General features: G+C 58.8%; 21 protein-coding genes and 2 tRNA genes. 21 read left to right on the top strand and 2 right to left on the bottom strand.

Annotated elements, in window-relative coordinates; translation table 11 throughout:
* Positions 1-9 precede the first annotated feature (9 nt).
* The 16 genes from ispG to P0111_14445 all read left to right on the top strand — a co-directional run bounded on the left by ispG (position 10) and on the right by P0111_14445 (position 15540).
* Positions 10-1191, top strand: coding sequence for a flavodoxin-dependent (E)-4-hydroxy-3-methylbut-2-enyl-diphosphate synthase (ispG, locus tag P0111_14520; protein ID MDF0645240.1), 1182 nt, complete (start codon positions 10-12; stop codon positions 1189-1191).
* A gap of 77 nt (positions 1192-1268) precedes the next feature.
* Positions 1269-1344: transfer RNA gene (locus P0111_14515), tRNA-Cys, on the top strand.
* A gap of 292 nt (positions 1345-1636) precedes the next feature.
* Positions 1637-2653 carry an adenosyl-hopene transferase HpnH gene (hpnH, locus tag P0111_14510; protein MDF0645239.1) on the top strand — a complete coding sequence of 339 codons (1017 nt, stop codon included), beginning with the start codon at positions 1637-1639 and terminating at the stop codon, positions 2651-2653.
* 88 nt (positions 2654-2741) lie between these two features.
* Entirely contained in the window at positions 2742-3137 is a 396-nt protein-coding gene (locus P0111_14505) for a hypothetical protein (protein MDF0645238.1), read from the top strand.
* 291 nt (positions 3138-3428) lie between these two features.
* Positions 3429-3947, top strand: coding sequence for a hypothetical protein (locus P0111_14500; protein MDF0645237.1), 519 nt, complete (start codon positions 3429-3431; stop codon positions 3945-3947).
* Between the two features lie 214 nt (positions 3948-4161).
* Positions 4162-4677 carry a c-type cytochrome gene (locus P0111_14495; protein MDF0645236.1) on the top strand — a complete coding sequence of 172 codons (516 nt, stop codon included), beginning with the start codon at positions 4162-4164 and terminating at the stop codon, positions 4675-4677.
* A 53-nt stretch (positions 4678-4730) separates the two neighbouring features.
* Entirely contained in the window at positions 4731-6434 is a 1704-nt protein-coding gene (locus P0111_14490) for a cytochrome ubiquinol oxidase subunit I (GenBank protein MDF0645235.1), read from the top strand.
* Between the two features lie 39 nt (positions 6435-6473).
* Positions 6474-7280 carry a c-type cytochrome gene (locus P0111_14485; protein MDF0645234.1) on the top strand — a complete coding sequence of 269 codons (807 nt, stop codon included), beginning with the start codon at positions 6474-6476 and terminating at the stop codon, positions 7278-7280.
* Position 7281: 1 nt separating this feature from the next.
* Positions 7282-8214, top strand: coding sequence for a ubiquinol-cytochrome c reductase iron-sulfur subunit (locus tag P0111_14480; GenBank protein ID MDF0645233.1), 933 nt, complete (start codon positions 7282-7284; stop codon positions 8212-8214).
* Positions 8215-8216: 2 nt separating this feature from the next.
* A complete protein-coding gene (locus P0111_14475; GenBank protein ID MDF0645232.1) occupies positions 8217-9329 on the top strand; it encodes a cytochrome bc complex cytochrome b subunit in 1113 nt (370 codons plus the stop codon).
* Between the two features lie 23 nt (positions 9330-9352).
* Positions 9353-10342, top strand: coding sequence for a hypothetical protein (locus tag P0111_14470; GenBank protein MDF0645231.1), 990 nt, complete (start codon positions 9353-9355; stop codon positions 10340-10342).
* Positions 10342-12222, top strand: coding sequence for a cytochrome ubiquinol oxidase subunit I (locus P0111_14465; protein MDF0645230.1), 1881 nt, complete (start codon positions 10342-10344; stop codon positions 12220-12222). Before P0111_14470 ends, P0111_14465 begins: the two co-directional genes overlap by 1 nt.
* An 83-nt stretch (positions 12223-12305) precedes the next feature.
* Complete coding sequence (locus P0111_14460) at positions 12306-12929, top strand: cytochrome c (protein MDF0645229.1); 624 nt, start codon at positions 12306-12308, stop codon at positions 12927-12929.
* A 9-nt stretch (positions 12930-12938) separates the two neighbouring features.
* Positions 12939-13658 (top strand): cytochrome c, encoded by a 720-nt coding sequence (locus P0111_14455; GenBank protein ID MDF0645228.1) that lies wholly within the window; start codon positions 12939-12941, stop codon positions 13656-13658.
* 35 nt (positions 13659-13693) lie between these two features.
* Positions 13694-14527, top strand: coding sequence for an ethylbenzene dehydrogenase-related protein (locus tag P0111_14450; protein ID MDF0645227.1), 834 nt, complete (start codon positions 13694-13696; stop codon positions 14525-14527).
* Entirely contained in the window at positions 14524-15540 is a 1017-nt protein-coding gene (locus P0111_14445) for a c-type cytochrome (GenBank protein MDF0645226.1), read from the top strand. Before P0111_14450 ends, P0111_14445 begins: the two co-directional genes overlap by 4 nt.
* Positions 15541-15630: 90 nt before the next feature.
* Here P0111_14445 and ubiA read toward each other — a convergent pair whose 3' ends face one another.
* Positions 15631-16539 carry a 4-hydroxybenzoate octaprenyltransferase gene (gene ubiA / locus P0111_14440; GenBank protein ID MDF0645225.1) on the bottom strand — a complete coding sequence of 303 codons (909 nt, stop codon included), beginning with the start codon at positions 16537-16539 and terminating at the stop codon, positions 15631-15633.
* A 91-nt stretch (positions 16540-16630) separates the two neighbouring features.
* Between ubiA and P0111_14435 the strand changes: the two genes are divergently transcribed.
* Entirely contained in the window at positions 16631-18586 is a 1956-nt protein-coding gene (locus tag P0111_14435) for a hypothetical protein (protein MDF0645224.1), read from the top strand.
* Between the two features lie 61 nt (positions 18587-18647).
* On the opposite strand, the gene P0111_14430 is transcribed toward P0111_14435, so the two are convergent.
* On the bottom strand, positions 18648-19985 hold the full coding sequence (locus P0111_14430) for a hypothetical protein (GenBank protein ID MDF0645223.1): 1338 nt from the start codon (positions 19983-19985) through the stop codon (positions 18648-18650).
* A gap of 187 nt (positions 19986-20172) precedes the next feature.
* On the opposite strand from P0111_14430, the gene P0111_14425 reads away from it, so the two are divergent.
* The 4 genes from P0111_14425 (at position 20173) to P0111_14410 (ending at position 25979) form a co-directional block, all read left to right on the top strand.
* Positions 20173-20248 (top strand) — tRNA-Thr (locus P0111_14425).
* Positions 20249-20650: 402 nt separating this feature from the next.
* Complete coding sequence (locus P0111_14420; GenBank protein ID MDF0645222.1) at positions 20651-21772, top strand: clostripain-related cysteine peptidase; 1122 nt, start codon at positions 20651-20653, stop codon at positions 21770-21772.
* A 246-nt stretch (positions 21773-22018) separates the two neighbouring features.
* On the top strand, positions 22019-24256 hold the full coding sequence (locus P0111_14415) for an isoamylase (protein MDF0645221.1): 2238 nt from the start codon (positions 22019-22021) through the stop codon (positions 24254-24256).
* A gap of 298 nt (positions 24257-24554) precedes the next feature.
* Positions 24555-25979, top strand: coding sequence for a hypothetical protein (locus tag P0111_14410; protein MDF0645220.1), 1425 nt, complete (start codon positions 24555-24557; stop codon positions 25977-25979).
* Positions 25980-26088: the final 109 nt, after the last annotated feature.

Below are 26088 nucleotides of genomic sequence, written 5' to 3'. Positions count from 1 at the left end.
GAAGACCTCATGCATATTACAAGACGGAAGACACGGCAGATTCAAGTCGGCAAGGTCAAGGTCGGAGGCGATGCGCCCGTTTCCGTCCAATCCATGTGTTCGACCGACACTCGAAACGTGGCGGCCACGGTAGAGCAGATTCGGCAGTTGGAAGCGGCGGGTTGCGAGCTCATTCGCGTTGCCGTTCCAGATGAAGAGGCCGCGGCGGCCTTGCCGGAGATCAAGGCCGCGATGACCGTGCCCCTGATCGCCGACATCCATTTCGATCATCGGTTGGCGCTGCAGGCGGCCAAGATCGTGGATTGTGTCAGGATCAATCCCGGCAACATCGGCGCCTGGTGGAAAGTCGAAGAAGTCATCAAGGCCGTCAATGACCGGGGTATTCCCCTGCGTGTCGGTGTCAACGGCGGCTCGCTGGAGCGCCCGCTGCTCGACAAATACGGATGGCCGTCCCCCGAGGCACTGGCGGAATCGGCGCTCAATGCCGTCCATGCGCTGGAAGACGTGGGCTTTACCAACATGAAGGTGTCGCTCAAGGCGTCCGACGTCCACCATGCCATCGACGCCTACTGGCTGTTCGCTCATCAATCGAACTATCCCTTGCACATCGGCATCACGGAAGCCGGTACCGCGATGACGGGAGCGGTCAAGTCGGCAATGGGGCTTGGATACCTGCTCTCCCAAGGCATCGGCGACACGATGCGCGTCTCGCTCGCGGCCGATCCGGTCGAAGAGGTCAAGGTCGGTTTTGAAATCCTGAAATCGCTCGAACTTCGTCACCGGGGCATCAACGTCATCGCCTGTCCCACATGCGGGCGGGTCGAGATCGACGTGGTCCGTATGGCCAATGAGCTGGAGAAAAAGCTCAGCCATATCAAGACTCCGCTCAACGTCTCCGTGCTCGGGTGCGTCGTCAACGGCATCGGGGAAGGAAAGGAAGCGGACATCGGGATCGCCGGCGGCGAAGGAAAAGGTATTCTCTTCAAGAAAGGCAAGTTGGTCCGCAAAGTGCCCATCGAAGAACTCATGGATACTCTGATCCAAGAGGTCGAGTTGCTGGCCAAGGAGAAAGAAGCCGAAGGCAGCAGTGACGCTCGCGGTCCTGCCGACGAACGATGGGAACCGCTCGGTCCCCATTCGGACCAACCCTCGACGCTCGGACGGGAGATCCCCGTTCTCCCCAATCGCTGACGCGCGAGTTCCACCTACAGGACGACCGAGACCGGTCGGTTGAGATGCATCAGGAAGGCCCGCTATAATGCGCGCGTGGCGCCGTACCCAAGTGGCTAAGGGAGCAGTCTGCAAAACTGCGATGCAGCGGTTCGAACCCGCTCGGCGCCTCCATACCGAACCGAGCATGCTCGACTGCGCACCTTCGAAAATGTGTGCGCGGATGGTTCACTTCATTCAGTGAATTCGATCGTGCTTCCCGGATGACAGGTGCTGTCGATTGGTCAGTCGTGAGCGTCCAGGAGGGAGAAGCTCGCTCGAAATGAGAAGAATTGATTCTGGTTCTGCTCTCTCGAAATTGACGCGTGGAATCTCGGATGCTAAGATTTTTAGGTTTTCCAGGGTTCAAATCCGGCAGTGTTCACAGCTAATTACTAAATAAGCCTCGCGGACAAGGAGAGCGGGAATGGCCGTTCCGGTTTCTCAAATGTTGACTGTGACCAAGTATGTGCTCATGCAACGGCTCAAAGGCGTGGCGCGGTATCCCTTGGTGCTGATGTTGGAGCCGCTGTTCCGCTGCAACCTGGCCTGCGCGGGTTGCGGGAAGATTCAGTATCCTGACCACGTGCTCGATAAACGGCTCACGCCCGAGCAATGTTGGGCGGCGGCGGAAGAATGCGGGGCGCCGATCGTCAGCATTCCCGGCGGCGAGCCGCTGATTCATCCTGAAATCGCCAAAATCGTCGAGGGCCTGGTCGCCCAACAGCGGTATGTCTATCTGTGCACCAACGCGATCCTCCTGGAACGAAAGCTGGATGAGTACAAGCCGAGCAAGTTCCTCACCTTCAGCATCCATATGGACGGGCTGCGGGACGAACATGATCTGGCTGTGTGTCGAGACGGCGTCTATGACGTGGCGGTCAAGGCGATCAAGGCGGCCCTCAAGCGCGGGCACCGCGTGACGACCAATACCACTCTCTTCGACGATGCCAATCCAGAGCGGGTCCGAAAGTTTTTCGACGAGATGATGGCGCTTGGAGTGGAGGGGATGATGATTTCACCGGGGTACAGTTATCAGAAGGCTCCGGATCAACAGCACTTTCTCAAGCGGGCGAGGACGCGAGAACTTTTTACGCGTATCCTCAGCAAGCCCAAGGCGGGTTGGCAGTTCAATCAATCCCCGTTGTTTCTGGACTTCCTCATGGGACGCCGGGAATACCACTGCACACCGTGGGGTAATCCGACCTACAACGTGTTCGGATGGCAGAAGCCCTGCTATCTTCTCCAGGAAGGCTATGCCAAGACTTTCCGTGAACTGATGGAGACGACGGCCTGGGACGAATATGGAAGCACGAAGAACGAGAAATGCGCCGACTGCATGGTGCATTGCGGCTATGAGGCTTCCGCGGTTCAGGATACGTTCGGCACCGTATCAGGGTTCAGCCGCACCGTGAAACTGACGCTCTTGCCCACCTCACGATGACACGTCGCGTAAAGCGTTGCTCGCTTCTCATCGCTTACAGAAGCAGTCTGCGAGATACGAGATCCGCTTCACGAGCAACAGCCTCCCAATGACGGATACGAAAAACCATAGCGACGGAGACCGATCCGGCTCGCTCGAAGGCCGCCGGTTCCTTCCTGCTTCTCCGTCCGAGCTGGTCGAAGCGATTGAGTTGGCGTTCGACTATCGCGGCGACGTGACCATTGAACTGACGTCCGGCGAACGGCTGGAAGGCTATGTGTTCAATCGGAACACCGGCGGTCCTGCTCCCGCTGTCGAGCTTTTTCCCACGGTTGACCCCGGCGTTCGACACATCCTCTACTCCGACATCCGGTCCATCGCCTTTACCGGCGAAGATACAGCCACTGGGAGATCATGGGAGGCATGGGTCGCGAAGAAGGACTCCGAACGTAGGGCGGAAATCGAGCGGATCGCCGCCGACGCCAAAGCCAGAGGGCATCTCTAGCCGGCCCTGTCCTGTCTCCACCCGACACATTCTCCTCTACCGTCATCCGAAGCGGCAGCCGGCGCGCCGCCTCACATTTTTCCAGCGCAAGTAAGTGGAAAGCCATTCGTCTTTTCGATTGAAATCCTTGTCTTGTCGTTGACAAAGCAGGGGCCCTGTGTTAAAAGGGCGACCTCAAAATTGGGTTCGCTCGGTCTCAGCAAACGTGACGTTGCAGGCGTCCGGTGCCGCGGATCAGGCAACGAAAAGCGCGTCGGTTCCGGGCTTCCGAGACGTCACGGCGATGTGGGTATGAGATCGAAACCGCTCGGGTGGAGCCGTACCCTGGCAGCTGTGGTGGTGATGTCTCCGGGGCTTGTTCTGGCCACCCATGAGGCCGATCACCGGTTTACGGTTGAAGGGTTTGTCTGCGGAGCCGATGGACAAGGCAGCCCGAACGTCGACGTCATGGTCAAAGACACGAGAGTGTCGTACGGCCAGGTCGTCAAGACCGACGGTGAAGGGTACTACAAGGCGACGTTTCATCTGCATAACGACAATCTCGGCGATCCCCTGCTCATTGAGGCCAAGGGAGAGCAGCGGAACGAAAAGGTGCAGTTTGATCCGAAGGACCTGGAGGCGGAGAGGAAGATCCAGGTCAATTTCGGCAGCGGGTGCGTCCGGGACGTGACTCGTCCTCCGACCTGGGTTTATGCGGGATTGGGAGCTGGTGCGATCGCGCTGGGTGGGTTCGTCGGAGCGAGGCTGATCCGTTCGCGGAGGAAGCAGGGGCAGAAACGGGGGAAGTCGCAGGATAAGCGGAAAAAATAGCCGAGGCGGTTCGTGGCGCGTCCGTGCACCCCGCCGAATCGGTCGGTTGACTTGGCGGGAGATGCGCGTGGGTGAGGAGAATTTTTGTTGTCATTGACGCTTTTGCGGGGGATGCAGCCTCAGTAAAAGCGTCTTTTTTTCGCCTTTGATATTGGCGTCTGTTTCTTTTGGCGTCATCGGGATTGAGACAGGAAGAAAGGAGCTTGGAACAGTTATGAAGCAGATGAAAATCGGACAGGCGGGGATTCTGTTCGCCATGGGGCTGCTGGTTGCCGCATGCGGTGGAGAAGGCGGCGGGGAAGGACCGGTCGTGCCTCCTCCTCCGGCTCCTGCCGAGTATGCGGACAAGCACATGCCGGCCGGCTGGTGGACCGACGCCGGGAAAGTGGAAGAGGGACGAAAATTGTTTATCGGTGAGACGAACCCCGACGTGAATTGCGCAAGCTGCCACGGCAAAGACGGGAAGCCCGTTAAGGCCGGCGCCCGCGACTTCCGTAACGGCGAACGGATGAAGCTGTATTCCGATTCCGTCTGGTTCTGGCGTATCTCGGAGGGGGTGCCCAATACGAAGATGAAGGCCTGGAAGAGCAAGCTCTCCGATGAAGACCGTTGGAAGCTCGTGCTCTTCGAGAGGAGTTTCGGCCTCGCCGGCAAGACATGGGACGCCGACAAGAAACAGTGGGCGGACTCCGGCGAGATCAAGGTCGCGGCGGCCGACGCAGCCAAGTAAACGGACTTCGGCTGGATCGAACACTCGGAACGGTGAGGAGGGCGGCGAGCATCATGAAAACATGGCAGCGAGGTCTGTTGGCCTTCTTTGCGCTTCTAGCGCTGTGCGGAGGCGTCGCCTACGCACAGGCCCCGGGCGCTCCGCCGGTGGAGTTTCCGTATACGGGGAACCGGACCGCCGTGTGGATCGTCGCGCAATTGCACATCCTGTTCGCCGCCTTCATCCTGGGCGCTCCTATCTTTGTCGTGACGTCCGAATGGCTGGGGTATCGCAAGCAGGACCCACGCTATGATCGCCTGGCCAAGGAGGTCATGAAGGTCACCGTCATCCTCTACAGCATGACGGCCCTCACCGGCGGACTGTTCATCTTCGTGCTGTTGGCGACCTATCCTCAATTCACCACGTGGCTGATCAATCACTTCTTCCTGCTGTTCGCCGTCATTTATCCGCTCCTGTTCATCGGTGAGACGATTCTCCTCTACATGTACTTCTATTCGTGGGATGCCTGGAAGGGAGCAAAGAAGTCCCGCCACATCGCCTTGGGAGTGCTGCTCAACCTGATCGGCACCATCACGCTGTTCGTGATCGACGGACCGACCTCGTTCATGAACACGCCGGTCAAGGCAGAGGGTGTCTCACCGGCCGAGTTTCTGGCCACGGCAACGCTATGGGACAAGATCTATAACTACAGCTGGATGCCGATGAATCTGCACCGGCTCGTCGGCAATGTCACGTTCGGCGGATTCATCACCGGACTGGTCGCGGCCTACATGTATATGGCGTCCAAGAAGGAAGAAGACCGGTCGTATTACGATTGGATGGGCTTTGTCGGGAATTTGATCGGTGTCGGCGCGCTGCTGTTTCTTCCGTTCATGGGCTATCTGTTGGCGTACGAATTGTGTGACTACGACGCCTCGATTTGTCCCTACATGATGGCGGACCAGCTGTCGATGTTCTTCGAGATGCAGGGCGCCATGGTCGGGCTGATCTTCCTCGCCAGCAATTACTACATCTGGTTGAGCATGAAGCGGATCGAAGGGGTGGAGCGGGTGAGGATGACCATCTTTGCTCCGCTCGTGATGGTGGCGCTTCCGTTCGTCATGACCTACGTCTGGACCATCTTCCCCGTGCCCGATCCCACGTCGCTGGCGATTTTGGTGCCTCTCGCCCTGCTGCCCATGGTGCTCGGCCGGTTCATCCCCATCACCGTCTCCTCTCGCACGGTGATCAAGGTGGGATTTTTGATGGTCGTGGTGGGCGACGCGATCTGGCTCACCCCGCACGGGTTCGTGCCGACCGGGGCCAAGTTGGTGGCCGACCTGGAGCTTCCGTCCGATTGGAATTTCCTCGCGCTCATGCCGGCGAAGAACTCCGCGGCATTCACGTTGGTGTTCGTCACGATCGTGAACTACATCATCTATAATCGAGCGATCAACCAGGGCACGATCGTGTGGGGCAAGATCGATTTTGCGTCCCAGTTCGTCCTGGTGTTCCTGGCCTTCAGCGCGATCTGGACGATGGGCCTGATGGGCGCGGTCCGTTCGTTGCTGCGGAAATATTTCCACACCTACAATCTGCTGCCGGACTTCACGGCCGAATCCTTCACCCCCACGTTGTCCTACTCGGCCTGGTGGATTACGGGCATTACCGTCGCGTTTTTCGTCGTCGTCAGTTTCGCCATTCTCGTCACGCTCAGACCCACAGAGGCCAAGGGGCACGTGTCCGAAGGCAGCCCCGCGCCCGCGGGAGCGAAGTGAACTGATCGAAGGACCTGCTAACGGAAAAGGACCGCTTTTATGGGTAATGTGATCAAGAAACTAGTGGTCGGGTTGGTGGTGGCGGGGGCGTTGTTCGGCATTACGAACGCGCTGGACTTCCCCTCTGTGTTCCAAATGATGTTCGCGGCCTATGCGCTGCTGGGTACGGCCGTATTCATCTTGCTTGATGCTCCGTCCCTCAAGCCCCTGAGCGGTGTGAAGGCGCTGGCCGCCCTGGTGGGGTTCTATGTCGTACTTTGCGTCGTCTACATCGCCGGCGCCTCGCTCTGGCCGCAGTACGATCCGGAGGACGAGAAGGGGAAGATCGAAAAAATTCTAAAACCCAAGCGGGCCGCGACCGAGCAAGGGAAGGCCGACGAGCTGCTAGCCAGAGCCAAGGCGCTCGACGAGCAAGCCAAGGCCTTGTCGGCGCGCATCAAGGCATTGGGTGGGGATCAAGCCACCGCCTCGCAGTCCGCCGGCGGACCCGGGGCGCCTCCGGCGACGACCGGTGCGGCAGGGGGTGACGTGTTGAAAGTCGGTGAGGACCAATGGCAGCTTCAGGAGTGCTACAACTGCCACAAGCTGCGCGGCGAAGGCGGAAAGAAGCGCGGTCCCGAGCTCGACAACATCGGTAATCTTCTGTCGGCCGATGAGATCAAGCAGAAGATTCTCGATCCCAAGAGCTGGATGGCCGAGGGTTTCGAGAAGGAGTATGAAAAGGGCAAGATGCCGGACAAGTACAAGGACCTGATGGAGGAAAAGGACGTCGTGGCGTTGGCGACCTGGTTGGTCACCTTCAAGAACACCTCGGTCAATACACCGAAGCCGATCAAGAAAAAATAGCATGCAGCCCAAACTCAAGTCGAAAGTTCATTGCTCGGATCGCGAAGTCGGAGAGGTGGCGAGCGTCATCGTCGATCCGCTGTCGCGCCAAATCAGTCACATCGTCGTGTCCATGAACGGCCACGGCGAACGCCAGGTGGCGATGGGCCAGGTGCAGAGCGTGACGGAGGGCGCCGTCCAGTTGAGGACCACGTCCTCCGAGGTCGTGGCGTTGCCGGCGTTCAAGCGCGACGAGTACGTGACCAATCACGAAGTCGAAATCCCTCATCTGGAGGATAGTGTCCACGTCACTCCCGGCGAGGTGCTGGTCCCTCTTCCTGAACTGGAGAAGAGCGTCAAGCGCCGAACCTTCTTCATGAACTTCACCCATGCGATCGGCTTTTTGATCGGGCTGCCGATCGCCTTTCCTGTGCTGCGCTACCTGATGAAGCCCATGTATGCCCCCTTCGACAACGGCTGGTTGAGCATCGGGAATATCGGCAAGATCAAACAGGACGACATCGGGGTCCAGTTCAAGTACAAGAAGAAGGTCAAGGAAGCGTACATGCCGGAATCCGAGATCGAGAAGAACGTCTGGATTCTCAAAGGCACGCCGGCCGTCCTCGAGAAAGTTTATCAAGGCAAGGACATGGAATTTCGCGACGCCTTGGGCAAGCCGATCTGGACCAACAAGAAAGAGATTCCCTACGTCGCCTTCTCGGGCAAGTGTCCCCATCTCGGTTGCGGGTACAAGTGGCGGCAGCATAAGGTGCTCGGACAGGTCTTCTTGTGTCCCTGCCATCTGAGCATCTACGATGCCTCCGGAAAGGTTCTCGATGGACCGGCGCCCCGGTCTCTGGACGCCTTGCCGATCCGCGTGTCGGCGGGGGGGGAGGTCCAAATCATCGATATGGAATTCAAGGCCGGCACGAAATCACAAATCCGGATCATCTGACCATGGCACACTCCTCTCTACCCAGCAGCCAGCCGACCGCCATCGAAAAAGTCGTGGCCTTCATCGACGAGCGCGTCGGGTTGAAGCAGTTGCAGGCCAAGATGCTGAACGAGCCGGTTCCAGGCGGTTCGCGCTGGGCCTACGTGTTCGGATCGGTCTTGCTCTTCATCTTCATCATGCAGGCGGTGACCGGCATTCTGCTGATGTTCTATTACGTCCCCACCGCCGATCACGCCTATGCCAGCACCCAGTACATCATTCATGACGTCGATTACGGCTGGTTCCTTCTGAGCTATCACTTCTGGGGTTCGACCGCGATGGTCGTCTGTGTCTTCGCGCACATGTCGCAGGTGTTTCTCTGGGGCGCCTATAAGAGCCCGCGTGAAATGATTTGGCTGGTCGGTTTGGCTCTCTTCGGGATCGTCATGGGGTTCGGGTTCACCGGCTATCTGTTGCCCTGGGACCAGCGCGCGTATTGGGCGACGACCGTTGGCGTGGAGATCATGGACAAGACGCCGCTCCTCGGCGATTTCATGGCGCGCTTTCTCAAGGGAGGGCCGACCCCCGGACAGATGACCTTGAGCCGGTTCTTCGTTATTCACGTCATGATCCTGCCTGCCGCCTTGATGGGGCTTGCCGGGCTTCATCTGTTCCTCTTCAGGTCGGCGGGACCGGCCGGGCCGTTTCGGGGCACCCCGGAAGAGCTCAAGGCGAAGACGGACTATTTCTTTCCCCGCCAAATCTGGAAGGACATCGTCGGGATGGCGGTGGTATTCGCCAGTATCTGTGCGTTGGCCTTCTGGGAGCCGGTGGTCTTGCTTGAGGAGGCGACCCCTGATCCCGGCGATTACCATCCGGAGCCGGAGTGGTACTTCCTGTTCCTGTTCCAATTGCTCAGGCTGAAAATCTTCGCAGGGGAGTTCGGACAGTTTCTGGGCGCCATCGCCTTGCCGGGGGCCTTCATGGCCTTGCTGGCCGCCTTGCCCTTCATCGACAGGGACCCGGAGCGCAATATCTTCAAGCGTCCGATCGCCTTGATCGGCTGGATCGTCGTCATGGTGTCCATTCTGCTGTTTACAGTCTCCGCCATCATCAACCGGGAATTTTTGGACTGAGCCTGTCAGTCCCACGAGCTACCATGGCCGACGAACGCGAATCTTTGTCTCCAACGAAAATCGGGCTTGGGGTCCTGTGGCCGGCATTCTGGACCGCGCTTCCCTTCAAGCTGGCCTTTGTGCTGGTGTTCCTGGCCATGGGCTTGATGCATTTCGAAGGGCGCCTCGGCCTGGCGTTCATCATGCTGCTGGCCAGCCCTGTGACGGTTCTTGCCCTTCCGATCATTACGATGGGGCTCGATTCGCACATCGGCGAGGGCGCCGGAATCGGTCTGCTGTTCCTGCTCTCCATTCCCATCGACATCTGGGCCCTCGGCGTCGTCGGCCGCACCTTTTTCCTGGAACGACTCCGGCGTGAGCCGCCGGACAGTCTGGGCATGACGCTCTGGTGGAAGAGCGCGCTGGTCGGGGCGGTGTTCCTTCCGATTCTCTGGATGATCGTGAGCGCCGTCACCTCGACGAGCATTGCGATCGCGCATGCCCTCATGGAGCTGGAATTGCTGAAAGCGGTACCCGTGGCCGAGCGGATCAGCATCGAGCTGGCCTTGTGGGGCTCGGTCGCGAGCGCGGTACTGATCATCCTGTTGCTGATCGGCGTGTCCCTCGTCGGTCGATTGATCCGGGGCATGGCCCAGGCGACCCCATCCGTTTCAGAAAATTACCAGGGGCTGATTACGCGATGGGATTTGATGCGCGTCCCGGCCGATCAGGGCTTGATGCTGACGGCATTGACCGGCGCCGGCGCGGTCTTGTCGGTGCTGTTCTGGGCGGCATTGCCCGTTACGACTCCTCATCCTCACGAATGCTGCAAGAAGCCGGAGGTCAAGGTCGAGCCGCCCTTGAGGCCGCTCGAGAGCTTGGCCAAGAACGAAAAAGTCATCGCCCAGCTCTCGGCACAGGTCGACGCGTTGGAAAAGCAGAAGACCGAGAAGGCCGAAGCGGAAGCGGATAAAGGCAAAGCAAAAGGCAAGGCAGGGAAGGACAAGGACGCGTCACCTGCGAAGAAACCGTAATGATTCCCAGAGATGAGGTGAGTGCCATGCAATTCGGCGGCGCATCGATTCAGCGGGTCCTTCGGACCACCGGTGGTCTTCGCGGAGTCCTCGCCGGGCTCATGGTCGCCGTGGGCCTCCTGGCCCTTCCTTCGTTCGGGGTCGCGGCGGATACTCCGGCGGCGGCGACCGAGTACAGGGACATACCCGGCATCGGGAGCCGCAACATCGTCTGGGTCATCGCGCAACTCCATCTTCTGCTCGCCGGCTTCGTGTTAGGCGTGCCGATTTTTGCCTGGCTCTGCGAAGTCGTCGGCTGGAAGAGCGGGGAAAAGCGGTACGATAAGCTGGCCAAGGAATTCACCAAACTGTTGACCTCCTCCTACGCGACTACGGCGCTGTTCGGGGGCATCCTCTTGTTCCTGCTCATCGCGTTCTACCCGAAGTTGATGAACTACCTGACGGATATCTTTTTCCCCTCCTTCATTTTCTACTGCATCCTGTTCCTGCTGGAGACCGCGACCCTGTACCTCTACTGGTACGGTTGGGATGCGATGCAGGACGGCGGGAAGAAGACGTTTCATATTTTCCTCGGTTTCCTGCTCAATCTTTTCGCGTTTTTCATCATGATCGTCCCCAATTCCTGGGCGACCTTCCAAGCGAGCCCCGTCGTGATCTCCGAAGGGACGGACCTGCAGCGCGCCTGGGCTGCCACCTGGAATCCCACCTGGTGGCCCGTGAACATCCACCGGTTGATCGCCAACGTCGTGCTCGGGGGGTACATTTGCGGCGCCTACGCCGGCATCCGGTATCTGGCGGCCCGGAATGCGGAAGAGCGTGACCACTACGACTGGATGGGCTATGTCGGCAACTTCATCGGAGTCTTCGGACTGCTGCCCCTTCCGTTCGCCGGCTATTGGCTGATGCGGGAAATCTACCAATACAACCAGCAGATGGGCATCACCCTGATGGGCGGATTCCTCTCCTGGCTGTTTATTCTACAGGCCATGTTGATCGGGGTTCTGTTCCTTGGCTCCAACTATTATTTCTGGCTCGGTATTACGCACCGCATCCCTGGTTCGGAAATGAGGTACCGCAAACCCATCATGACGATGCTGGTCATCCTGCTCCTGTGTTTGGGAGTGTGGATGACACCGCACTCGCTCGTCGCCAGCTTGGAAGAAGCCCGCAAAATGGGCGGCACGCACCATCCGCTGCTCGGGGTGTTCGGCGTCATGTCGGCCAAGATGACGGTGGCCAATCTCATGATTCTTGTCACATTCATGAGTTTTATTATGTATTGGCGGGCGGGAAAACAGGAAACGGCCACGTGGGCCAAGGTGGCGAAGTCGGTCATGGGTGGAGTGCTCGTGCTTGCAGGTATTGCCGTAATCGTACTCGGCGTATGGGGCTATTTCGTGCCGGCGATCATCCGCATCAATTACTTTTCGACCTCGCAGGTGCTCATCGTGCTGTTCGTCATGCTGACGATCACGCCCTTGACCGCGCTCCTGCTGAAAAGCGCCAAGACCACCACCGAAATGGTATGGGGCCGCATGCCTCCGCGCGCGGGCTACGCGTTGGTCTTGAACGCGGTGATGGTCATCCTGCTCATGACGCTGATGGGCTATGCCCGGTCGTCCTCCAGAGTGCACTGGCACATCTACGGTGTCATGCGGGATTCGTCTCAATACGCCTTTTCTCCGGCCCTCGGCTATGCCGCGGCCTTCATGGCGTTGAACACGTTCTTGTTCTGTCTTCTCGTGGCCTTCATCTTCTGGGTCGCGACGATGGGGGACAAGGGCAAGGCCGGAGGACAGGGCGAGGCGGCCAAAGGAGCGTTGCCGCACGGTATGCCGGCGATGGCAGGCGGATCGCCTCATCACTCGGAGCGCGGGTGATGAGAGTGACGAGTTTTGAGTTTTTAGTTCTGAGTTCGAAAAACTGAGAACTAAAAACTAAACACTAAAAATTCGGGGACTCTATGAGTGAAGTAGTCAAGCTGCAGTTGATCGGTCTGAGCGTCGTCGGGGTGGGGATCGTTATCCTGCTCTTTGTCCGCGCGCAATTCGCCCGCGTCATCGGGTTCGTGGCGATCGTCCTCGGGCTCTTCTCGCTGGTCGCGCTCGCCGTTCCGCAAATGGCTTCGTTGCCGCCCGCGGAAGAGAAATTCGACATCGCGACCGTCAAGACCCCGACGGACATGGCGGCCATCGGCCAGAAGATCTTCTTCAGCAAGGGGCAGTGCGCGCTCTGCCACTCGATCGGCCCCAGCGAATCGGCCCGTTGCCCGGACCTCAAGGGAATCGGAGCCAAGCTGAGCCGGGAGTTCATCTTCGAGAGCTTGACGCAGCCGCAGGCCTACATCTATCTGGACTATCGGCATGAGGGCCTGCCGAAGGAGTATCCGGCGAGAATGCCCTATATCAACCGGAATCCCATCGGTCTGACGAAAAATGAGATTCTGTCCGTCATCGCGTTCCTGCAGCAGATGAGCGGAGAACCGATTTCCGTAAATCCGTCCGAACTCGAAGTGCCGGGACAGGCTCCCGCGGCTCCCGTCAAGGCCGGGGAATCGGATCCTGTCGCCGTCGCGAAAGCGCACTGAGGAGGCATTATGGGAGGGGCGCTGGTCAAGCCAATCATCCTGCTGGTCGCGGTCTATCTGGTGCTGAAGTTCATCGTGCCCAACATGCCGGGCTCGGCTCCGCTGCCGTCCAGTCTCATTTTCCTCTATCTGATGCTGGTGAGTTCCGGGATCGTGATTTTTGCGACGCTCAGCGGAGAGTCGAAGGACGCATTTTGGGGGCCGATCCAGCGGTTTCTGACCGGAGAGAACATCGGCGGGCTGCAGATGCTTCGCTACGGCATTCTCATTCTCTTTCCGCTCCTGGTCGGATGGCAGACCTACGGCAGCACGGCGCCGAGCGATCAGCCGCCTGCCGAGAACCGGACGATTCACCCCGCTCCGCCCGGCGAGTATACGGGCTTGTCGAACCCGGTTCCCAAGACCCCGGAAAACATCATGCAGGGTAAGGGCTTTTATGCCGCCTTCTGCTCCCCCTGTCACGGGGGACAATTCGACGGCAAAGGACCGGCGGCCCGTGGCTTCAATCCGCCTCCGGCGAATTTTTCGGATCCGACGACGATCGCGATGTTGCAGGAGAGCTACTTGTTCTGGCGCATCAAGAAGGGCGGGGTGGGGCTTCCCATTGAAGGGATGCCCTGGAAGTCCGCCATGCCGCGCTGGGAAGTCGAGCTCCCGGACGAATGGATCTGGAAGATCATCATGGGCGAGTACGACGGGGCGCATCAATCGCCTCGTACCTGGGAATAGACCGGCGGCTCCGGCTGCCGCGAAACGAGGACAGCATGAAATCGGCAAAGCGGAAGACACAGTGGCACAAGGGCGAGGCGGCGCTGCTTGCGGCCGTCATGGTCCTGTGCGGCGCGACGGTAGGTTTCGCCCAGGAAAGCGTGGCGGTACGGGCTCCGATGGTCAAGGGCACGCTTCCGGCGGAAGATCCGGACTCAGCCGTCTGGACCAGCGCACCGGTTTCGCAATTTCCGATGTCCCCGCAGGTCCATTGGCAGAACCGCATCCAGGAAGCGACGGTGAAAGACGTCAAGATTCGCGCGCTGCACGATGGAACGCAGGTGGCGTTTCTCCTGGAATATGCCGATCCCACGCAGGATCCGGACGACGCGGCCGCCCTGGAATTCATGGTCGGCGACAAGAAGGCGCACTTCGCGCACGGCCAGCCGATGGCTCAGGTCGAAGGGGGGCCGGTCAACATCTGGTTCTGGAAGAACAAAGAGAACAAGGCCGTCGACATGAGCGCCATGGGCTTCGGCACGTTGAAGGCGCAACCGCATCAGGATGTCAAAGCCAAGGGCGTCTATGCGAACGGCACCTGGAAGGTGGTGTTTTCACGTCCGCTGGCGACCGAGCATCCCGACGAAGACGCGCAGGTGAAGCCCGGCGAATTCATCAACATCGCGTTCGCCGTCTGGGACGGACAAAAGGACGCGAGCGGAGAATTGCGTGAGAAGGGGTCGCAGAAGGCCGTCTCGTCCTGGTGGTATTTCCGAGCCGAGCCGCCCGCCGACTATTCCGGCTATCTCTACGCGGCGATGGCCATCGCGCTGGCCGTTGGATTCCAGTTCGTCCTGATCCGAAAACTCAAGAAAGGGCAGTCAGCATGAAGTCGGCAAGGCTGCAAGTCATGGGAGCGGTGGCCGGCCTGATGGGGGTCTGGGCTCTGGTGGCCGGCGGATGCGCGAGCGAGCAGCAGAAGAAAGGGCAGGAGCTCTATGCCCACTACTGCCTGCACTGTCACGGCGAACACGGCCGTCAGAACGAAGGCTTCAACTGGTCCTCCATGCCCGATCCCAAGCCGAAGGACCTGTCCAATAAATCCGAGATGGGAACATTCAAGGACGAGGATATCTTCAATACCATTTCACGCGACATGAAGGACACGAGTCCGGGCGGCGACAAGATCGGCGACGACGAATTCGCCGTCCCGACCATGCCGACGTTCAAGTACACGCTCTCGGAAGATGAAATCTGGGCCATCGTGGGCTATGTCCGCACCCTGCACGGCATGAAGCTGGAGTTCAAAGTCGAGGAACGCAAGAAGGAACTTGCAGACGCGCTACAAGCCGCGCAGTCCAAGTTCGATCAAGCCAAGCAAGCCTACGATGCCGCCGAAAAGAAGGCGAGCGACGAGGCTGAAAAAAAGAGCGCGCAATTGAAGAAGGACGTGGATGTCGACGAGTCCTCCTATGCGAAGGAACAGGCCGCGATGACCCAGGCGAAAAAGGATCTCGACAACGCACAGGTCGCGCTGAACAACTTCTCGACCAGGCCCGGTAAGGGCGTCAACGTGCCGAGGCCGGACTTGACGGTGAAGCCTGATCAGATCGCGAAGTTGGCGGAGGTCGGCAAGAACTTGTATGCAAACAAATACGGCTGCAACGGTTGCCACAGCCTCGCAGAGGAAGGCGGAAAGGTCGGTCCGGCATTGGATCGCGCGGGCTTCCGTCTCAACGGCACGTGGGTCTATCGCTGGGTGAAGAATCCGCAAGCCATGAAGCCGGAAACCAGAATGCCGGCACTGGGGTTGAGTGACGCGGATGCCAAGGCCGTGGTCATGTACCTCAACACGTTGCGTGCGCCGAAGACCGAACCTCCGAGCGACAAGCCGGGCAGCTGAGACCACTCAAGAGGCGACAACCCTGGTCCGCCTCACCCGGCGCCGTGTCGCATGGCGGATGGCCGGACTTGCCGTCTGACGTGCATCTGCTCACCAGAGAAATCCTGCGAGCATTCCGACCAGAATTCCCGACCCGATCCACACGTGCCGATGAAACAGCGTGAAGGCTCGCGCGGGCGAGATCGATCCCGTCAATTCCACAATCTGTATGGCGAACAGGCCGGCGGCGATAGCGAGCGAGGCGTAGTAGCTCCATCCAATCCCTGTAAGCCGGCCGGCAAGCGTCATGAAGCTCAACATCCCCCCGAGCGACGTGGCCACCGCGAGCCAGGTCCATCGGTCGAAGAACAGCGCGGAGGATTTCACCCCGATTCGCCGATCGTCCTCCCGGTCCTGCAGCGCATAGATGGTGTCGTAGCCGATTGCCCAACAGATCGTGGCGCCGAAGAGCAGCCATGCCGGGCTCTCCACCGCCCCGCGTGACGCGGCCCAGGCCATGATCGTCCCCCAGCCGAAGGCGAGGCCCAGTATCGCTTGCGGAACATGGACGACCCGCTTGGCGAACGGATAGAGGGCAGCCAACAGCACGGCGACGGGGCTCAACAGCAGCGTCAGCTGATTGAGCGTCAGGACCAGGGCCGACGCCGCACCGAGCAGCAGACTGGCCAGCAAGCAGGCATGGCGGAACGACAGTTCTCCGGAGGCCAACGGTCGAGAAGTTGTCCTCGCCACCTCCCGATCGACGGTTCGATCCGCCAAGTCATTGAGCACGACCCCCGCGCTCCGCATCAGGAAAGAACCGGCAGAAAATATGACGATCAAGCTCACCGGAGGAAAACCTCGGGCGGCCAGGACGAGAGACCACAGTGTCGGCAGCAGCAACAGCCATGTTCCCGTCTGGCTGTGCAGGCGGATGAGGCGGGCGACCGCGGACCACGAGAGCCGCGGCACCTGACGTTCGGCGTTCGGCTGGGGATGGCAGTCGGTCAAGGGAGTCATCCGATCGAAGGGACCATAGCCGAGCGGTCTGGGCCTGTCAAATCACCGCGTCTGTTGTGCTCGAACAAGACTTTTCGGTATAACGATTATCGTGCGATTGGCACAGCGAGAACCGTGGGTATCCCTCCCGCGCGCGACCGGGCAAGTATTGGCATGGCTCTCGCTGCTCTCCCTCAGCTCCTGCGGTCTGTTCGCCTCCCGCGACGGTCTTGGATCCGGCTACTACCTTCCGCTCACGGTCCAGGTGAGAATGGCTCCGACGATCGAGGAGGCCCGACTCTCCTATCAAGATGCCTGTGGCGCCGACAAAGTGTTGCCTTTCGGCGAGATGCTGACCGCGGCGATCAAGCGAAGGTCCGGCCGCGTGTTCGAAAAGGTCGTCTTCGACCAGCCGGCGGCCGTGGCGGTGGACGGTTACGAGGATGTCTCGCTCGGACTGGCCGAAGCGAACGTCAACGCCTATCGGAAGGCGAATAAGTCCTACCCCGCGACGGTGGAGATCGGCCTCGATTTCGCGTTTACCACGGCAGACGGGACCGTGCTCTACAACAAGAAATTGAAAAGTCTCGGAAAGGGAGAGGTGGAAACGACCGACACGTCTTGCGACGTCACCGGGTTGGATTCGGTCGCCCGGGAGGCCGTCAACAACGTCACGGACGGGATGGCCAAGCAGCTCGGTACCTCAAGCAAGCTGGCCGTCTTTGCCGACGCCAGAAAGGCCGGCACCGCGGCCTCCACCGGATCTCCACCGGCCTCGTCTTCAGCCCCTCCTTCGCCTCTGGCAGCGACGGCAGGCCAGGCGGGGGCGGTCGCCGCGCAGCCTTCGGCACCGGCTGCGGCGGTTGCCCCGTCGAGTCCGGCCGCGGAGCCCGCGACCATCACGTTTCGGGCGATCATCCGCGATGAAAATCGCAACCAATTGCTCCACACAGGCGAGGCCCTTTCCGTCGAGATCGAGGTCAAGAACGAAGGACCGGGTGACGCAGCCGGCGTGGAGATTCTGGTCAGCGGCACGCCGGAGCTGATCGAGCAGATTCCCGGTGTCTTGGCGGTCGGCGAGCTTCCGGCCGGCGAGGTGAAGCGCATGTCGTTGGACGGGAAGATCGGAGCGGTCAAAGAAGAGATCCAGGCCGAGTTGGTGTTGACCCTACGGAGCCGTTCCCCGTCGGACCGGCTGCCTTCCGCAAAGAAGTTTGCGGTGGCCATGAAGCCGGACACGGCGCCGGAGGCGACGGCTGTGCCGGTGGACGTGGACCAGTTGCCCAAGCGGACCGTCAAGATCAAACAACCGAAGGCCGTCGGCATCGCAATCGGGATCGGCCAGTTCCGGGAAGACGGGCTTCAGCGGGTGAGGTATGCCGCCCACGACGCGGAGGTCGTGGCGGCCTATTGGCAGGGGGTCGTCGGCATTCCTCCGGATCGGGTGCGGCGGTTGACGGATTCGCACGCGCTAAAGGGAGATCTGACAGACGTCTTCGAAGAGTGGCTGCCTAAGCAAGCGGACTCCGCCGCGGTGGCGTATGTCTACCTGTCCGGCCGTGGGGTGGTGGAAGCTTCGACCGGCGCCGTGTCGGTGGTCCCGTTCGACGGCACTCCGTCCTCTGTGGCAAGACTCTACTCCTTGAGGCGTTTGCACGAGGCGCTGGTGAAGTCGCCGATTGGGCGCGCCATCGTCATCCTCGATCTCTCGCTCGAACGGGTGGCGATGAAAGACGGGGTGGAGCCGGTGCCTCCGCTGTGGGAGCAGGCGGGCGAGGGGAAGGAACGAATCATGTGGATGGTGGGGAATCGCGCTGTCCAGGAGGCCCACCCCTATGATCTCGGACAACATGGGCTGTTTACCTATGAAATCCTGAAGGGCTTGGGAGGGGCGGCGGATGTCGATCAGGACGGCACCGTGCTCGCCGGAGAACTCTGCACCTATGCGAAAGGGCGGGTGTTCAAGTCGGCGCGGGAACGATTCGGAAACGAACAGGAGCCGCTGTGTATTCCGCCGCCGGGACAAGGGGCGATGGTTCGCTTGCAGCCCGTTGCCAAGCTCAAGTAGCGGACACAAACCGAGGTAGGTCTCCGGCAGCTGTGACGAGCGCCGAACACCGAAAGCAGCATCAGGGGCGTTGATTGTTATTGGGAAGGCTGTTGGAGCCCGATTCTTGCTGTACTTGGGACTGCCGGTATGAATCGTGGGCCATCGAGATGGCCCGTTGGAACTGGATGGTATTGTTCATCGAAGCAGCGAGCAGGAGCAAGGCTCCGAGCGCCAGGGCAACCGGTCGCGCAGAAGTGAGCGTACCGGCTGCGGTAACGAGGATCAAGAAGGGCATGAAATGCAAGCCGTAAAGAAAGGTCTCATCGCCATAGGGGATGTGCAGCATCACCTGGCCGAGCAGCGTGAGCCCCAACATGACGCGAAGTCGCGCATGCGCTTTCAGTTGAACCCACGCCCACACTCCCAGAAGGAGAAGCCCCACCCAAAGCCCGACGGCAAACAGTCCCCACCCGGATCCCGATCCCGCTGATGACCCCTGAATCGTCAAACGTGGCCCCAGGAGCAGCTGACGGCCATTTACCCAGACATAGGCCGCATGTTGACTGTGGGCGACAATAGTCGGCATGACGATCGAGTGAAGGAACGCGGCCCGTGCAACATGAAATGCCCCTCCCGACTCGGGAAGGAGAGTCCACTGGACTTCGCTCGAGACATTCGGGAAGAAAAACGACCTTGATGGAATCAAGGCCTTCTGGATGATCCACAGCACCATCACCAGGCACAATGAATAGAGCATGAGCCGCAAGACACGCTTCCAAGGATATGTCACCCACAGAGCCAAAATTCCGGCCATCCAGTTGGTCGTCGTGACAGCCAGCGATAAGGCATTCGCCGCGACGTACCAACCGGGGGCGAACGGCCTGCATTCAGCCAAGGCGACCAACAAGAAGGCGCATAACAGGCTGAGCGAGCCCAAACCATACGTCTCGGGGATCACGAACATGAAGATCGAGGATGCGCTGACGGACGCCAGCATGGTGAAGAGCGCTGCATCCGGTCGCCGGCATCCAATCACCCTCAACAACGAGAAGAAGACCGCAATCCACACCGACACCACCGCCGCGTTAAAGACCCTCACCGCCGTCGTCGGATCCAGGGAAAGCGCATGTTTGATTAGATAGACCGGCCCGAACGTGAACAGCGGATAGAGCGGGTGCTTGCGGCTCCGGTTTCCGTAGTGAAATCTGGTGTCTCGCCAGGTCATGACCTGAGACACTTTTTCCGGATCGGCCTGGAACCAGAAATCATCGGTGTGCGCGACGAAAGCCGGCAGGGAGCCGGAAAGGTGGTAGAGGGCGAATGCGACCCCCAAGCTCAAGACCAGCCCAAGACCTACGTCACGCCAGTATGACGCAAGGACGTTTCGCAGTCCGACAGGGGAATCTGTATCGTCCATTATCGGTGATGGAGCGCCAGAAGAGTCGCGCATTGAATGTTCTTCGTCTCGCTTGGGTAAGAATAGCTCACAGTCCGTGATGATCCTATTAAAAAGAACGTTCATTTGTTCGAATCATGGCTTAGCCGACAATTGGGATCAAGATAGGGTTGACAGTGGGGCCGCCACCGAATGAAAATGCAGTCGCGCCGGCGTAGCTCAGTTGGTAGAGCAGCGGTTTCGTAAACCGCAGGTCGCTGGTTCGATTCCAGTCGCCGGCTCCAGGTTGCTTCGCAACTTGGAGCCTTGCCAAATGATAAGAACCAGCGGCCTGAGGGGTTTCGAAGGGGATGTGTCCCCTTCGTGGGAATCGTACAAGGGGGCTTGGCCCCCTTCGTAGGAATCGGTGAGGCAAGCTTCAGAGTCGAACCGATGACTGGTTGCTCCGTTCAATCCGGGTCGCCGGCTCCAAACCGCACTTCGTGCGTTCCGGCGGCTATTCGGGCGCAGATTTCCTCACTTCCTCATTGAGCAGCCGGATACATCCATCAAGCGTTTTGTCTATTGACCCGAGCGCTGTCGGGACGTATCGTGACGATCGCGAGCGGAGAGATAGCAGGATCACAGTTGGTGGACGGACATCCCGGTAAGCCTATGCGACGCTCCACTACCTAACGGGAGATACGATGGCCACACGAAAGAAGAAGAAATCGCTTTCACCCAGGCAATGGACGTTCCTCGCATACATTGCCGGCGACAACAACCTGAGCGACAACGGCATTGAAGACATCGCCGAGATGACGGCCGTGGGCACAGCCCCATCATCCTATGCCGGGGTCCAGATCGATACACAGGGCGAGCATGATGGCTCCGTACGATATGAAATTTCCGAGCCCGATGTGACCGGTCAGGCTCATAGACTCGTCATTGAACGGCTGCCGGAGAGCGACTCCGGCAATCCCGAGATTCTTTTGAATTTCTTGAACTGGGGATTGGAGCGGTATCCGGCGAAAAACACCATCACGGTGGTGTGGAATCATGGAGCCGGTTTCCGCACCGTGCGCCGGGATATTGCCTATGACGATTATGGGACCTCACTCGACATGAATGAACTGAAGACGGCATTCATGCGCGCCGGGCTTGGCAAGAAGAAGAAATTAGCCATCTTGGGCTTCGACGCCTGTCTGATGAACATGCTCGAGATTGCCCATCACCTGCGCCATCTGGCCCAGTATGTCGTCGGTTCGCAGGAAACAGAGCCCGGCGACGGTTGGCCGTATGACAAGGTTCTCAAGGCCATGAACCGCAAGCCGACTCCGCAAGCCATGGCGAAGGCCATCGTGCGCGAGTACATGCGATCGTATCGTGTGGTCGGTGACAGCAACATCACCCAGAGTGCGATACGGACTGATCGTACGGAGGCGGCCGTGCTCGCGTGGAGCCGCTTTGGGGACGCCCTGGCGGCGTCGTTGCCAAGAGAGCGGTCTGTCGTCGATCTCGCGCGAACGAAGGTTCAATCCTACGAGTTCCCGGACTACGTGGATGCGATCCATTTCGCGAAGCTGATTGCGGATGGAACGACTATCCCAGTGTTGCGTTCGCGCGCGCAGGCGTTCGCGAAGGCCGCGGCGCGCTGCATCGTGGTCAGCGATTGCGAGGGTGGTTCCGTGGCGAATTCGAACGGTGTCACGATCTGGTATCCGCCGGAGAAAACCCAATACCTCGCGTTTCGCGGCAAGTATGTGGCTATGGATTTCTCTGCAACCGGGCCGGGCTGGGTCAAGTTTCTGGATGCTGTATTCGCGTAGTCGGATGATGTCTGAACAGGTCATCGGACCTCTCGTTTCTACAGACGTTACAAGACACAAGGCCCTCGACTGAACAGGGCGCGTCACTCGTCGCAATAGGGCCGGTTGAGGCCGGCGGCCTTTGTCTTGCCTGATGTGAAAACTCAAGTCATGTGGCAGAACTCGAAATACCACAACATTGCAGTGGTCGCCTGTCTTGTATGGCCGCTTGCCTCGCTTGGTGAGGCGCGTGGGGCTATCGATTCAATGAAGTTAGGCGCGCGATATGACGCGTCCGGTTCGAATGTCCAATTCCGCGTGTTTTCAGCGCGGGCGGAAAGGATCGAGCTGTATCTGTATCAGAAGCCGCAAAGCGTCGACGAGGCGGGGTCGCTGCCGCTCGTCAAGGACGGCGAGGGCGTTTGGAGCGTGACGATCCCGACGACTACCCTCGTGAGTGACTACCACATATCAGGTCCCGTCTATTACGGTTATCGGGCCTGGGGACCCAATTGGCCGTACCGGGCAACGTGGACCAAAGGCAGTTGCGCTGGGTGTGTGGGTGATTGCGATGTGGACAACGAAGGTAACCGCTTCAATCCGAACAAGGTACTCCTAGACCCGTATGCATTGGAAGTCAGTCATGATCCTCAGAATGCCGCATACAAGGAAGGACAACGGTATGCGACCGGACCGGACTATCGTTGCCTGGATTCGGGACAACAGGCTCCAAAAGGAATCGTCCTGCGGCCCGATACCACCTCAACAGGCACAAAGCCGACCCGTGCCTTGAAAGACGATATTATCTATGAGGTTCATCTCAGGGGTTTGACCAAGCACGACAGCAACACAGACATCCCGCCAAAATATCGGGGGACCTATCGTGGCGCCGCATTGAAGGTTCCTTACTTGAAAAGCCTCGGCGTGACGGCTGTGGAATTGCTGCCGGTTCAGGAGAGCCAGAACGATATGAATGATGTTGATCCCGATAGCGGAAGTGGGGACGGGTATTGGGGTTATGATACGCACAACTATTTTTCCCCGGATCGACGCTATTCGTACAGTAAGACGCCGGGAGGGCCTACAAAAGAATTCAAAGCCATGGTGAAGGCCTTTCATGATGCCGGTATGAAAGTCTTCATCGATGTGGTCTATAACCATACGGGTGAAGGGTACGCATGGAGATCATCGGATCCTTTGACCTATAACGTGAGAAGTTGGCGGGGTCTCGACAATCCGACATACTATTCGCTCAGCGGAAACACATATTCCTATGACAACACGGGAGTCGGTGGGAATTATAATTCGCATAATCCAATCGCGCAAAACCTCATCGTCGATTCATTGGCCTATTGGCGCGATGTTCTGGGGGTCGATGGGTTTCGGTTCGATCTCGCGTCAGTCTTGGGCAATAAATATGAACATGACGATTATGAGTACGATCTTCTTGATTCCGGTACAGCGCTCAATAGGATTCCGCGGGAGATAACCCCTCGTCCGACCATGGGGGGGGAGGGCGCAGATCTGATCGCTGAGCCATGGGCATACAGTGGGAACAACAATTATCAAGTCGGCAATTTTCCGTCCCATTGGTCGGAATGGAATGGGAAGTACCGTGATGTCATACGCCGGCATCAAAATAAGGTCGGCTTGACTACGATTACGCCGGGTGAGTTGGCGAGGCGTCTGTCCGGGTCCCCTGATCTCTACCTGGACGGTGGTGATACCAGAAAACCATGGAACTCGATCAATTTTATCGTCGCGCATGACGGATTGACGTTGAACGACCTGTACGCCTGCAATCTCAAACACAATGACCTGGCTTGGCCGTTCGGGCCCTCGGACGGGGGCGAAAACAATAATATGAGCTGGGATCAAGGCGGAAACCCGGCTGATCAACGAAAGGCCGCGCGGAATGGTCTTGCCTTACTGATGTTGAGCGCCGGCACTCCTATGATGACCGGCGGCGACGAATTTTTGCGCAGTCTCCACTGCAACAATAACCCGTACAATTTAGATTCCAGTGCCAATTGGCTCTCCTACAATTGGGATCCCATACAGAAGACATTTCATTCCTTCGTCAAACGGCTCGTTCAATTTAGAAAGGACCATCCTGCCCTGCGACCGTCAGAGTTTTATCGCGGCGATGACACCAACGGAAACGGTATGGCACAGCTGAGCTGGCATAGGCCGGATGGGAATATGGTGGATGACGCCTATTGGAACAATGAAGAGAACTATGCGATCGCATATCGAATTGACGGAACGGAATTTGCTGATCCGGCAAGCGCGATCTATGTCGGATACAACGGATGGTCCGGGGAGGTCGCTTTTACATTGCCTCAGGCCGGCAACAACAAGAGGTGGTATCGAGTGATGGATACGTCGGCCTGGAATGAGGGCCCGAACACAGTGGCCACGCCGGGCTCGGAGACCATGCTTGGAGGAGGAGGCATAACCTATAATTTGAAAGGCAGAGCCGTACTGTTGTTGATCGCAAAGTAAATGGGCCATTCCCGCTAGCGCGCCGCCAAGCTGTCGGATCACGCCCCGCGTTTCTCAAACATCTCTCCGGTCCCGTTCATCCTCATCTGCGACCAGAGCCGGACAAGCCAGCTCCATCCAGGCTCATATCAGGAGCATCCACACAGCCATCATCCCCGGCAGCTTTCATCGAAATCAGCTTCTCACTGTGAGTGTGCATCCGGTTCGGCTAGAATGACGCTTAGCTCTTATGCCAGCGCGGCCCATCGAGTCCGGTGCCAAGGTCCACGGAATGAACGAGTCTAGAGCGGAGGTGAGGATGATGGTACCGTCAAAGAAGCACTTCGTTCTCGTACTGTGTGCGACGGCCGGGCTCGCTATCTTGTCGTCCTGCACCTCGCTCTCCACGCAGCGAAAGGAGGAATCAACGGCATCGATCAAGAAGATCCAGAATATCGACGGAGGACATACGCAGGTGATGACTCTGGGAGAACTGCGTGATGAAGTTCAGCGATTCGCCTATCGGTTTGTCACCCATGTGAACGAGCCATTGCGGACTGTCGGCGGGGCGAACAGCCCACCCGGCGTACGCAAGGTGGTGCAGCGGATGAAATTCTCCAATACATGGTCGGCAGTGGACATCGCAATAGGACCAAACCCTGAATTGAACCTCATCGATATGATGGTGTATGTCACGTTGTCTCGGATGCTGATGGAGGACTACTGGGTTCCAACCGTCTTCACTGAACAGGGAGGTATCCTCACCAAGGCGTTTCGAGACATGGAGGAGGATATCTGGAGCGTCGGAGCTCGAGTCCTCGATCCCGAGCAGCGCGAGGAATTGCGCGGTGTCATCGTGAAATGGCGCGAGCACAATCCTGACGTCCACATGGTGACGGGCGTTCGATTCGGGAACATTGCCCCACAAGCGGGTAATTCGCGTCTCGCCGACATGCAGAAGCCAGGCGGGCTGTTGGGACAGATGCAACGAGCGAACGATGCCGTTGATGAAGTCCGCCTTCTCTCGGAGCGTCTCATATTCCTGATGAAGGCCATGCTGCCGCTCTCGCAGTATCAAGCAGAGGCGACTCTCAGCGACATCCTCGCGGAACCCGCCTTCGAACAGATGTTCTCCGACCTGGACCGTCTCACCACGTCTACGGAACGTTATGCGACGATGTTGGAGCGACTTCCTACCGAGCGGAATGCGACCCTGTCGCAAGTCAGCGCCATCATTGCCAAGGAACGGAACGATTTTCTGACTGAGATCGTTCCTCACGAAGAGCGCCTTCGAGGCGTGCTGACGAATCTGCGCGAGACGCTTGTGGAAGCAAACAAGTTGATCATGTCCGTTGAATCCTTTGCCGGCAAGTATGTTCCAGCTCAGGATCCGTCCGGATCTCACGCGCTCCCTGGAGCCGATCAGAAGCCATTCGATATCAAGGAGTATCAGGACACCGTCAGTGGAGTCACCGACACCGTTCGCGAGGCCCAGAAGCTTGCCCTGATCCTGGAGCAGATCCTCAATTCTCCAGGATGGAAAGAACGTATGCCGGAACTGCTCAATGCCATCGACGTTGTCGGCAAGCAAGGAACCGGGTTGGTTGACTTCTCATTTCGCCGCGCGGTCATTCTCGTCGGGGCTTCCATCCTCACGATCTTTGTCCTGGCGTTCTTGTTGGTGCGATATGCGCTCACAAAAGCCGCCGCCATCCGCCCCTACCAGGATATGGCGGTCAAGTAGGCGCCAGTAACTTCCCGGGCGCGAGCAGCCCGGCGTGAATCACCTCGAAACCAGAACACAACTCCTGATTTCCTGACCACAGGTCATCCTCACCGGTGTGAAAATGATC

Source organism: Nitrospira sp. (assembly GCA_029194535.1).
In the GTDB taxonomy this organism is placed as follows: Bacteria; Nitrospirota; Nitrospiria; order Nitrospirales; family Nitrospiraceae; genus Nitrospira_C.
This window is presented reverse-complemented; position numbering and strand designations above follow the sequence as displayed.

Bases quoted from the DNA above. Each gene is read 5' to 3' on its own strand.
- ispG (MDF0645240.1), top strand. From the start codon at position 10: ATGCATATTACAAGACGGAAGACACGGCAGATTCAAGTCGGCAAGGTC.
- hpnH (MDF0645239.1), top strand. From the start codon at position 1,637: ATGGCCGTTCCGGTTTCTCAAATGTTGACTGTGACCAAGTATGTGCTC.
- P0111_14505 (MDF0645238.1), top strand. From the start codon at position 2,742: ATGACGGATACGAAAAACCATAGCGACGGAGACCGATCCGGCTCGCTC.
- P0111_14500 (MDF0645237.1), top strand. From the start codon at position 3,429: ATGAGATCGAAACCGCTCGGGTGGAGCCGTACCCTGGCAGCTGTGGTG.
- P0111_14495 (MDF0645236.1), top strand. From the start codon at position 4,162: ATGAAGCAGATGAAAATCGGACAGGCGGGGATTCTGTTCGCCATGGGG.
- P0111_14490 (MDF0645235.1), top strand. From the start codon at position 4,731: ATGAAAACATGGCAGCGAGGTCTGTTGGCCTTCTTTGCGCTTCTAGCG.
- P0111_14485 (MDF0645234.1), top strand. From the start codon at position 6,474: ATGGGTAATGTGATCAAGAAACTAGTGGTCGGGTTGGTGGTGGCGGGG.
- P0111_14480 (MDF0645233.1), top strand. From the start codon at position 7,282: ATGCAGCCCAAACTCAAGTCGAAAGTTCATTGCTCGGATCGCGAAGTC.
- P0111_14475 (MDF0645232.1), top strand. From the start codon at position 8,217: ATGGCACACTCCTCTCTACCCAGCAGCCAGCCGACCGCCATCGAAAAA.
- P0111_14470 (MDF0645231.1), top strand. From the start codon at position 9,353: ATGGCCGACGAACGCGAATCTTTGTCTCCAACGAAAATCGGGCTTGGG.
- P0111_14465 (MDF0645230.1), top strand. From the start codon at position 10,342: ATGATTCCCAGAGATGAGGTGAGTGCCATGCAATTCGGCGGCGCATCG.
- P0111_14460 (MDF0645229.1), top strand. From the start codon at position 12,306: ATGAGTGAAGTAGTCAAGCTGCAGTTGATCGGTCTGAGCGTCGTCGGG.
- P0111_14455 (MDF0645228.1), top strand. From the start codon at position 12,939: ATGGGAGGGGCGCTGGTCAAGCCAATCATCCTGCTGGTCGCGGTCTAT.
- P0111_14450 (MDF0645227.1), top strand. From the start codon at position 13,694: ATGAAATCGGCAAAGCGGAAGACACAGTGGCACAAGGGCGAGGCGGCG.
- P0111_14445 (MDF0645226.1), top strand. From the start codon at position 14,524: ATGAAGTCGGCAAGGCTGCAAGTCATGGGAGCGGTGGCCGGCCTGATG.
- ubiA (MDF0645225.1), bottom strand. From the start codon at position 16,539: ATGACTCCCTTGACCGACTGCCATCCCCAGCCGAACGCCGAACGTCAG.
- P0111_14430 (MDF0645223.1), bottom strand. From the start codon at position 19,985: ATGGACGATACAGATTCCCCTGTCGGACTGCGAAACGTCCTTGCGTCA.
- P0111_14420 (MDF0645222.1), top strand. From the start codon at position 20,651: ATGGCCACACGAAAGAAGAAGAAATCGCTTTCACCCAGGCAATGGACG.
- P0111_14415 (MDF0645221.1), top strand. From the start codon at position 22,019: ATGAAGTTAGGCGCGCGATATGACGCGTCCGGTTCGAATGTCCAATTC.
- P0111_14410 (MDF0645220.1), top strand. From the start codon at position 24,555: ATGATGGTACCGTCAAAGAAGCACTTCGTTCTCGTACTGTGTGCGACG.